The following is a 10,194-nucleotide window of genomic DNA, read 5'->3' on the forward strand; positions in this document are numbered from 1 at the left end:
TAACGATTAACAACTAACAACTAACAACTAACAACTAACAACCAACAACTAACAACTAACAACTAACAACTAACAACAAACAACTAACAACTAACAACTAACAACTAACAACCAACAACCAACAACTAACAACTAACAAAATGTATGCCAAAAGTTTCTGTTGTAATTCCAGCATACAATTCGATGCAATATCTCCCAGAAACTTTGGAGAGTGTGTTGCAGCAAACTTTTACCAACTTTGAAGTGTTAATCATTAATGATGGTAGTACTGACAATATCATTCAATGGGCTTCTGAGATCGCAGATCCGCGAGTGAAATTAATTTCTCAAAAGAACCAAGGCGTATCTGTTGCTCGTAACACGGGTATTGCCTTATCACAAGGAGAATATATAGCATTTTTGGATGCTGATGATTTATGGCAGCAAACCAAACTAGAAAAACAAGCCCGTTGTTTGGATGAAAATCCAGAGATTGGTTTGGTACATACGAGTATGGCTTTAGTCGATGCCAAAGGAAAACCTACAGGAAGAGTTATGGCTTCTTTTGCAGAAGGAGAAGTTTGGAAGGAACTCGTTGAGTCGAATAAAATAGCTTGCTCTTCAGTGATGGTTCGTCGCTGCTGTTTGGAAAAGGTAGGTGGATTCGAGCCTAATTTACATTTTGCTGAAGACTGGGATTTGTGGATTCGTATCTCCTCTCATTACTCCTTTGCCGTTATCAAAGAACCTCTTTATTATTATCGACAAATTCCTACGAGTTTGTCTAAAAATTTGGCAGTGCTCCAACAATCCTTTGAGTTTGTAATAGAGAAAACATTCCGTTCTGTACCTCAAGAGTTACTATATTTGAAAAACCGCAGTTACGGTCATGCTTACCTCTGTTTGGGTTGGAAAGCTTTACAAAGTTACGATAAAGATTACAAGCGGGCGCTTCAATTTAGTCGCTCAGCTCTTGTATACTATCCTCAGTTACGTTACTCTCGCGAGTACTTCCGCTTGAATTTGGCAGCAAGAGCATTGCAATTGTTTGGGAATAATGGCTATAGCAAGTTACTAGAACTTGCTTATGCTGTGCGTCGGAAAATTTCAAATTTGACTGCTACTCGTAGTTTCAAAATGTTTGAGAAATCTACTCATTCTGTATAAATATCCCTATTCCCTACCCCCTACTCCCTACTCCCTAAGAAAATGTTAGCCAATCAAAGCCTAGAGAATCGTGATGTTATTCAACAGCAACCACTAGATGCAAAGAATCAAGCAGAACCTGCGATCGCATTATTGCATTGTATGGATTTGATTGATGATTTTTTAGATCATATTGATATTTCTTTTGATACTTATTGTAATGAATTTGTCGGTAGCTGGATGTTCGGCTACATTAAAGCTTTGAAAAGAGTAGGTGTTAGGACGGTATTGTTCTGCATTTCCGCTCGTTTTACTGAAGTTTCGCGCTTTACCCACGTGCCTAGTGGTGCTACAATTTGTGTATTACCAGCTCCTAAAAGCTATCTTGCTTATCGTGCGGTTCGACGGAAAGCACTCAACTTTTACGGTGCTGCTGAGGGACAGGCGTTTAAAGACATTCAAGACTCAAATGTCACTCGTCGCTCCCTGCTGACAAAATTTAAGAATCTTGCCCAGAGTCTGGGGACTTACTTGTCTACTCCTTTAGCGTTACTTGCACGAGAGATAAGGGGTGAAGACTGTAAGGCAATCTTATGTCAGGAGTATGAGTACGCCCGCTTTGATGCTTGCGTACTTTTAGGGCAGTTGATGCGTTTGCCAGTATTTGCGACTTTCCAAGGAGGTGATAAAACTCATAGTTTTTTAGAGTATCCTTTGCGACAACTGGCATTCCAAGGTTGTACGGGCGTAATTATCTCGACACAAAAAGAAATTGAGCGAGTGCGCGATCGCTACAAAGCCCCTTCATCGAAGATAGCTAGGATTTTCGATCCAATGGATACCATGACATGGTATGGTTTGAATCGAGAAGAGGCACGGGCTGCACTTGGAATTCCACTTGATGCCCGTGTGGTGGTATGCCACGGTCGGATAGATTTTTATCGCAAGGGCTTAGATGTTCTGACATCAGCTTGGCAGAAAATTTGTTGCGATCGTCCAGATCGAGATCTGCGACTCCTTTTGGTAGGCACGGGACCAGATTCAGACAAACTCCGCGAGTGTATTGCAAATATGCAGTTGCGGGGTGTTATGTGGCGAGATGAATTTGTCAATTCTCGCGACATACTTCGACTTTACCTATCGGCGGCTGACGTTTATACCCTTTCATCCAGACAAGAGGGTTTTCCCATAGCACCACTCGAAGCGATGGCTTGTGGTTTACCAGTTGTTGCGGCTGATGCACCAGGTGTACCGGACATCCTTGAGGGAGGCGAGGTTTCTGGTGGGTTTGTCGTCCCACGAGAGGACATAAAAGCCCTGACTGAAACGCTTGGGAAAATTTTAGATGATGAAGCTTGGGGGCGCGAGTTAGGAAAGCGTGCGCGTCGTCGAAGTAGAGAATACTTTGCGCCTGAAATATTGGCAAGCAATTGCGTGAGTTTCTGATTAGGGGGTAGGGGTAGGAGTAGGGGGTAGGGGAGAAGTATGAATAACCAACCAAATCTTAAAATCTAAAATCCAAAATTTTCAAGGCAAGGGAGAAGTATGAATAACCAATCCAAAATCTAAAATCTAAAATCCAAATTTTCAAGGGGGTAAAAATATGACAAAAGTTACTGTTGTTATTCCTGCCTACAATGCTATGGCTTATCTGCCAGAAACTGTGGACAGTGTTCTGAAGCAAACGTTCTCTGACTTTGAAGTGTTGATTGTGAATGATGGTAGTACAGATAACGTGGTTGAGTGGGCTTCTCAAGTCACAGATCCGCGAGTGAGATTGATTACCCAAGAGAACCAACGGGTATCTGTAGCACGAAACACGGGAATTAACAACGCTCAAGGGGAATATATAGCTTTTTTAGACGCTGATGATTTGTGGGAACCGACTAAGTTAGAAAAGCAAGTCCGTTGCTTGGATGAAAATCCAGAAGTCGGGATGGTGTACACTTGGACACTTTTAGTTGATAAAGATAACAATCCCATAGGAAGAATCTATGCTTCCGATGTTGAAGGTAAGGCTTGGAATAAGATTCTTGAGAATGACATGATTTCTAGTGGAAGTTGTCCCATGGTGCGTCGTTCTTGTTTTGATACTGTGGGATTGTTCGATCGCACTTTAGCATATGCACCCGATTTAGATATGTGGGTTCGCATTGCTTTTCATTATCCCATTGCTGTGGTTAAAGAACCTCTCCTCCGCTACCGACAACTTCCCAACAGTTTCTCTAGAAACCGTCAAAAAATGGTTCAGGATCTGCGTCAAGTCATCGAAAAAACATTTCAATCTGTCCCTTTAGATTTACTGTATTTGAGAAATCGGTGTTATGCCAGCATTTTTCTTGGTTTAGCGTGGCTATCTGTAGATGATGGAGACTACAAAAAAGCGAGTCACTTCCAAAAGCAAGCTGTATTACACCATTCACAAGTGCGGTTTTCGGAAAAATACCTGCGATTGAGTTTAGCGATCGCAATGATACGTTTATTTGGCTCGCAAGGTTACGATGGAGTGAGAAACTTCACCCATTCCCTGCACCTGCGTTTCTTAGGACTAGAGGCTAGAGGCTAGGGGCTGGGACTAGAGACAAGGGAGACAAGAGAGACAAGGGGAACAGACTATTGACAAATGACTATTGACAAATGACAAAATCTTCCCAACAGTCGATATGTTTTTATGAAAAAAAGAAGTACATAAAAGAATAGAAACCTTTGGTTTTCTTTAGATATTTCAGTTTGACTTATTTTTCCAAAATTGCACTGTGTCTAATCTCTAAAAACAAAAAAATAGGTAAGTTAATGAACACAGGTAAGTTAGCAAACAGAGAAGAACTCATTATTGAAGCAGGTCGGACTGAAAGCCAGTACTGGAAAGACCTATGGAGATACAGAGAACTCTTCTATTTTCTGGCATGGCGTGATATTTTGGTGCGCTACAAGCAAACTGTCATTGGTATGGCATGGGCGTTAATTCGCCCGTTCTTAACCATGTTGGTGTTCACTTTTGTGTTTCAAGGTTTGGCAAAGCTACCGACTGAAGGTAATGCACCTTATCCAATTCTGGTGTACGCCGCTATGTTACCCTGGCAGTTTTTTTCTAGTGCATTAACTGAATGTAGTAACAGTCTAATTGTTAATGCCAACCTGCTGTCTAAAGTCTACTTTCCGCGTCTGATTGTGCCAACAAGTGCTGTCATTGTTAGCTTTGTAGACTTTATGATTTCTGGGATAATTTTGCTAGCACTGATGGCGTGGTACAACTTTGTACCTGATTGGCGAATTTTAACACTACCGCTATTTATTCTGATAGCCTTTGCAGCATCAATGGGTGCAGGATTGTGGCTGGCTTCTCTGACTGTGGAGTATCGGGATTTCCGCTATGTCGTGCCGTTTATCGTGCAGCTTGGCTTGTACATTTCCCCGGTAGGTTATAGCAGCAAGAATGTTCCCGAACAGTGGCAACTGCTGTATTCACTTAACCCTATGGTAGGAGTCATTGATGGTTTTCGCTGGGCAATTTTGGGCGGTGAATCGCAGATATATCTACCTGGATTTGTGCTGTCTCTGGTTATTGTAGTTCTGCTTCTCTTAAGTGGTATTTGGTACTTCCGCAAGATGGAACGTACTTTTGCTGATGTAATTTAAGCTTGGTTTAAGTAGGAGTTTATCGTAGATGTCAGATAGTGTCATTCGGGTAGAAAACTTAAGTAAGAAGTACATTCTCGGACAGCAGGAACAAGGAGTTTATACTTACAAAACCTTTCGCGGGGCAATGACAAATATGGCAAAATCTCTTGCCAATGTTGTTAATCCCCGTGCTAAAAGAGAAGCATCTCAAAAGCAAGAGTTTTGGGCGCTCAACGATGTGTCATTTGAAATTAAGCAGGGAGAAAGGGTTGGCATTGTCGGTCGAAATGGGGCTGGAAAATCAACACTGCTAAAGATTCTCAGCAGAATTACCGAACCAACAAAAGGACGAATTCAAATTAAAGGAAGAGTTGCTAGTTTATTGGAAGTCGGAACTGGTTTCCATCCAGAACTGACGGGAAGGGAAAATATTTTTCTCAATGGTGCCATTCTGGGGATGAGCAAGGTAGAAATTCAACGCAAATTTGACGAGATTGTTGAGTTTGCAGAAATTGAAAAATTTTTAGATACCCCAGTTAAACGTTACTCTTCAGGAATGTACGTGCGCTTGGCATTTGCCGTCGCTGCTCATTTAGATCCAGAGATTTTGATTGTGGATGAAGTGCTAGCAGTAGGAGATGCTCAGTTTCAGAAGAAGTGTCTTGGCAAAATGCAAGAAGTTTCAGAAGATCAAGGGCGAACTGTTTTATTTGTCAGTCATAATATGGACGCAATCCAACGCTTATGCTCGCAATGTATCATGCTAGAACGCGGACGATTGCTGGCTCAAAGTGATACCGATAGTATTGTTATACGCTATCTGTCTAGTAATTCTTTCAAAGCTCAACCCAAACAATGGATTGATGTATCAAAATCGAGCCGAATTGGCTCGAAAGAAGCTAGGTTTGTCAAGGTTCAATACAGCAGCTTGAACGCAGTGGTAGAGTTTCAATCCTATTCAAATGGACCACTGGAATTTGTAGTAGCTATTGAATCAGACTCAACCAGAAATGTTGGAAGTCTTGGTATTACACTTTGCGACCAATTTGGCAACAAATTAGTTAATGCCGATTCTCTGGAACTTGGAGAAATTATCAACCTCAAAAAAGGAGAAAACCTAGTTACAGTCAGAATTGAAAAACTATATCTTAAGCCGGGAAATTATACAGTTGCTTTATGGTTAGCAGACCCTTTAGTCAATCATATTTTTGATTATATTGAAGCTGCGTTTGAACTGGAGGTAATTAATTTGAAATTTGACAGTCTTGGTATGAGACCGCAAGGTGATGGTGTGGTGTTGTGCGATTTTGAGGTTTTACAAATGAGTCATACAGTAAGAATAGACTGAAGAGACACTTGTAGTAGCGAACAGCATATGCATCGCAACTACAAACCAATGACGATTATTAGGGCCGACTTACTTAAGTAGAACGCGAACAAGTGTTGAGTGTTCATTGATGTTTTGTGAGCGACTTTAACAATATGATCAGCGTCATTACTCCAGTGTATAACGGGCAAAAATTCATTGAAAACTGTATTAAGGTTGTTATAAACCAAAATTGCCCAGAGATTGAACACATTATTGTAGATGGTGGTTCGATAGATGAAACCGTAGAAATTATTAAACAATATGCCCAGAAATATAAACACATTCGATGGATTTCTGAAACAGACTGGGGACAATCGGATGCCATGAATAAAGGAATTGCAATGGCAAAAGGAGAAATTGTAACATTCTTAAATGTGGATGATTATTATGAACCAAATGTATTGAATCGTGTCTCAGAACTCTTTAAAGAATTACCTGTACCAACATTATTAGTGGGAAATTGTAACGTGTGGGAATCACAAGATAATTTGACCTTTATATCCAAACCATCCCAATTTAGCTTATTTAATGTCCTTAAGGGATTAGATGTAAACAATTTCCCAACTAATCCATCTTCCTACTTTTATCATACCTGTTTGCACGAACAAATAGGTTTGTATAAAGTGGATGATCATTATGCGATGGATTTAGATTTTTTACTTAGGGCTGTGCAAGTAGCAACCGTTAGATATGTAGATGAAACTTGGGGAAACTGGATGAGGTGTGAAGGTACAAAGACTTACAGCCTTTGGCAAACACCACAAAAAGGATATCAAATTTTAGACAAAGTTCTTAGAGATTACCGAAAAGACCTTCCTTTGATACAGCGTTGGCAAGTAGCAATTTATTATGAAATTAGTATTTTTTATAACAGACATTTGCGATGGAGATTTAAATATTATTTAAAACAGTATATCATGCAACCTAAAAATATAATACCTACCTTAAGTAATAAGTTAAAAAAAATTAGTTATAAATTCACAGATTGAGTAAAATGAAAAAATTTGGAAACTTTTGTTAGCCTTCTCCAGTCAATAAGTGTAAATCCGTCCAAACCCGATACCACTAACCACTAACAACCAACAACTAACAACTAACCACTAACCACTAACAAATGACAAATGACAAAAGTATCTATCATTATTCCTGCTTACAACACTAGCAGGTACATTAAAAGAGCAATAGAATCTGCTTTATCTCAAACCGAGCAGAATATTGAAATAATCGTAGTAGATGATGCTTCCACTGACAATACAGTAGAAGTTGTTAATAGCTTTTCCGATCCTCGCATTAAACTTTTAGTGAATGAGTCGAATCAAGGACCAAGCTACTCACGGAATCGAGCAATAAAAGAGGCAAAAGGTGAATGGGTTGCTTTACTTGACTCAGATGATTGGTACGCACCAAAAAGATTAGAAAGGCTTTTGCAATTGGCTGAAAAAGAAAACGCCGATCTCATTGCTGATGATATATATTTAATTCCAGAAGGGGAAGAGTCTCCTTGGAGCATAACAGTTTTTGAAAAAAATGCACTAAACTTAAATCAGCCCAAACAAATCGATATGGTTTACTTTGTAGATCGATATCTTAGTATTACAAAACCACTCATCAAGCTTAACTTCTTAGTTAAGCACAATCTGCAATTTAATGAATCTTTAAAATACGAAGAAGATTTTGTCCTCTTTTTACTATGTTTATTAAATGGAGGACGTTTTTTTATTGTACCAGAACCATATTATTTCTATCAAATGCGTATTCGTTCTTTAATGAAGGAGTATGTTGATTTTTATGAGCAAGCTTGCAAAACAAATTTGTATCTTTTACAGCAAGAGTTTACGCAAGAAAACGCTCAACTCAAACGTACTCTATCAAAACGCCTGAGAACTATGAAGCAAACTAGAGCTTTTTATCAAGTTAGACAGGCATTGAAAGAGGGAGCATTTTTAACTGCGTTAATTAAGGCTGTACTAAACCCTAATTTTTTACCTGTTTTATGGGAAAAGTTACCAGGTATTTTCAAGTATCACATTTTATATCGCTTTCATATCAATTTTTCTAAATAGCTTTCAATTCTCAGTCTCCAATCACCACACTTATAAAAGGAAGGAATACCATGCAAGTTATCAGCCGAGTTCAGTTTCCGCAAACTGTTGAAACATCTAATCTCTACTTCAATTTTCATAAAGGTATACCCATAGATTTTCATACAAGCGACAGTTCCATTACTTTACATAAAGAAAGTACCCTATCTTTCAACACTTACTTCAACTCAATTTACGAAAAATTCTATACGAAATATACAAATCTTAGTTCGCTCTATTATCTACTCAAGCTGGAAGGCAATTTTGAAGTTTCTGTTTATCGAGAAACTGAGAGAAATGCTAAAGAACTTATCTTAAATAAGAAACTTGAGCAATGTCAACTATCAGATAGCGTAAAAATATTATTGCCAGAACTCAAACACAACCAGGAATCTGGTCGTATTTATCTAGAAATAACTTGTCTTAGTGAAAAAGGTTTGTTTGCTGAAGGGTTAGTTGCTACCGAACAAGAAAAGCACCGGGATGTGTCGTTGGCTATCATCACTTGTACTTTCAAAAAAGAAGTCTATGTAAAAAAGACAGTTAATACTATTCTGCAAGACAGCTTTTTAAAGGATAAAAACTTTAAAGTTTTTGTAGTAGATAATGGAAAAACTCTAAGCGAACGTGAATTTGAAGATTGTAGAGTTAAGCTAATCTCTAATCGAAATGTTGGTGGAAGTGGTGGTTTTACGAAAGGGCTGATTGAGGCAATGCAAGAAGGGATTTATACACACTTCTTGTTTATGGATGATGATATAGAGTTAGACAGCGAGGCTATTTACAGGCTTTTTGCTTTGTACGAGTATGCCAAGCAAGAATTCGCCATAGCTGGTAGTATGCTGGATTTATACAAAAAACACGTTTTGTATGAAGCAGGAGCAATATATAACAAATCCATCGACGAAGAAGGAACCGTTCAGGAAGATAAATTTACGGGATACCCTCTAAAGCACAAAATTGATTTGCAGAATAACACATTACTCAATTCACTTTTGTTAGAAGATTGTATAGATTATGGTGGATTTTGGTTTTTTGCTTTTTCCAAAACCATTGTTGAACAAATAGGATTACCACTGCCTTTGTTTATCAAAATAGATGACATGGAGTTTGGTTTAAGAATTAACGAACATTTTGATAATGCAATAGTCGCTTTTCCCTCTATAGCTGTATGGCACGAACCCTTTTATGCTAAAAGACCTATTTGGGATTTCTACTACTACATTCGCAACCACTTAATAGCTAACTCTATTCACAGTTCAATGGAATATTTGAAAACTATTCAAATATTTACTCAGTGTATACTCTATTATTTATTTATTTTTGACTACAATTCTGCTTTAATGGTAGTCAAAGGGTTTGAAGATTATATGCAAGGACCAAATTTCATTAGAAGTAACGATCCTGAGGTCTTGCATTCCAAAATTTTTGCATCTAGCAAAAGTTATAAAAATCAAACTGTAGTCAGTAATTCTGTTTCAAGTCGTGAAGGTTATAAAATTACAAAAGTTGGAAAAATTAAAAAATTGCTTGGTTTGTTAACACTGAATGGTCATTTACTACCACAATTTATGATTGCAGATGAGAGCGCAATCATTCGATTTGGTATTAAAAAACAAGAAAGAGACTCTATATGTAAAGGGTTAGCTAAGAAAAGAATTCTTTACGTTATAGACGAAAATCCCAATTCCTATCAGTACGAACTGGAGCAAAAAACAGGGCTGAATATTTTGTTAAACTGGATGGCTTCTGTTATTAAGAACTCTTTCAAATGGTCGAGTGTCAATGCAGAGTGGAAAAAAGCCTTTAAAGATTTCACTACTATGCAATTTTGGCAGCACTACCTGGAACCACAAAAGTAATACGATTTTGGATTTTGGATTTTGGATTTTGGATTTTAGATTTAGGATTTTGGATTTTTGATTTTGGATTTTGGATTTTGGATTTTAGATTTGGGATTTGGGATTTTGGGATTAGGTAGGCTGTATATCGATCATC

The 10,194-nt window shown here is 38.3% G+C and carries 8 protein-coding genes; all 8 read left to right on the plus strand.

Features of this window, described 5'->3' with window-relative positions; genetic code table 11:
- The first annotated feature begins 144 nt into the window (after positions 1–144).
- The 8 genes from F7734_RS58810 (at position 145) to F7734_RS58845 (ending at position 10,058) form a co-directional block, all read left to right on the plus strand.
- On the plus strand, positions 145–1,146 hold the full coding sequence (locus F7734_RS58810) for a glycosyltransferase family A protein (protein WP_155753428.1): 1,002 nt from the start codon (positions 145–147) through the stop codon (positions 1,144–1,146).
- Between the two features lie 42 nt (positions 1,147–1,188).
- The gene (locus F7734_RS58815; protein WP_155753430.1) at positions 1,189–2,571 is read left to right on the plus strand and encodes a glycosyltransferase family 4 protein; all 1,383 of its coding nucleotides are present in this window, start codon (positions 1,189–1,191) and stop codon (positions 2,569–2,571) included.
- A 157-nt stretch (positions 2,572–2,728) separates the two neighbouring features.
- The gene (locus F7734_RS58820) at positions 2,729–3,691 is read left to right on the plus strand and encodes a glycosyltransferase family A protein (RefSeq protein ID WP_155753432.1); all 963 of its coding nucleotides are present in this window, start codon (positions 2,729–2,731) and stop codon (positions 3,689–3,691) included.
- A gap of 227 nt (positions 3,692–3,918) precedes the next feature.
- Positions 3,919–4,764, plus strand: coding sequence for an ABC transporter permease (locus F7734_RS58825; RefSeq protein WP_155753434.1), 846 nt, complete (start codon positions 3,919–3,921; stop codon positions 4,762–4,764).
- 28 nt (positions 4,765–4,792) lie between these two features.
- Positions 4,793–6,094, plus strand: coding sequence for an ABC transporter ATP-binding protein (locus F7734_RS58830; RefSeq protein WP_155753436.1), 1,302 nt, complete (start codon positions 4,793–4,795; stop codon positions 6,092–6,094).
- Between the two features lie 134 nt (positions 6,095–6,228).
- On the plus strand, positions 6,229–7,104 hold the full coding sequence (locus F7734_RS58835) for a glycosyltransferase family 2 protein (protein WP_155753441.1): 876 nt from the start codon (positions 6,229–6,231) through the stop codon (positions 7,102–7,104).
- Between the two features lie 132 nt (positions 7,105–7,236).
- A complete protein-coding gene (locus F7734_RS58840) occupies positions 7,237–8,178 on the plus strand; it encodes a glycosyltransferase (protein WP_155753438.1) in 942 nt (313 codons plus the stop codon).
- A gap of 50 nt (positions 8,179–8,228) precedes the next feature.
- The gene (locus F7734_RS58845; RefSeq protein WP_155753439.1) at positions 8,229–10,058 is read left to right on the plus strand and encodes a glycosyltransferase; all 1,830 of its coding nucleotides are present in this window, start codon (positions 8,229–8,231) and stop codon (positions 10,056–10,058) included.
- The last annotated feature ends 136 nt before the right edge of the window (positions 10,059–10,194 follow it).

It is taken from the genome of Scytonema sp. UIC 10036 (assembly GCF_009725235.1).

Excerpts from the sequence above, each read along its gene's own strand:
- F7734_RS58825 (WP_155753434.1), top strand. The coding sequence starts at position 3,919 with ATGAACACAGGTAAGTTAGCAAACAGAGAAGAACTCATTATTGAAGCA.
- F7734_RS58835 (WP_155753441.1), top strand. The coding sequence starts at position 6,229 with ATGATCAGCGTCATTACTCCAGTGTATAACGGGCAAAAATTCATTGAA.
- F7734_RS58810 (WP_155753428.1), top strand. The coding sequence starts at position 145 with ATGCCAAAAGTTTCTGTTGTAATTCCAGCATACAATTCGATGCAATAT.
- F7734_RS58815 (WP_155753430.1), top strand. The coding sequence starts at position 1,189 with ATGTTAGCCAATCAAAGCCTAGAGAATCGTGATGTTATTCAACAGCAA.
- F7734_RS58830 (WP_155753436.1), top strand. The coding sequence starts at position 4,793 with ATGTCAGATAGTGTCATTCGGGTAGAAAACTTAAGTAAGAAGTACATT.
- F7734_RS58845 (WP_155753439.1), top strand. The coding sequence starts at position 8,229 with ATGCAAGTTATCAGCCGAGTTCAGTTTCCGCAAACTGTTGAAACATCT.
- F7734_RS58820 (WP_155753432.1), top strand. The coding sequence starts at position 2,729 with ATGACAAAAGTTACTGTTGTTATTCCTGCCTACAATGCTATGGCTTAT.
- F7734_RS58840 (WP_155753438.1), top strand. The coding sequence starts at position 7,237 with ATGACAAAAGTATCTATCATTATTCCTGCTTACAACACTAGCAGGTAC.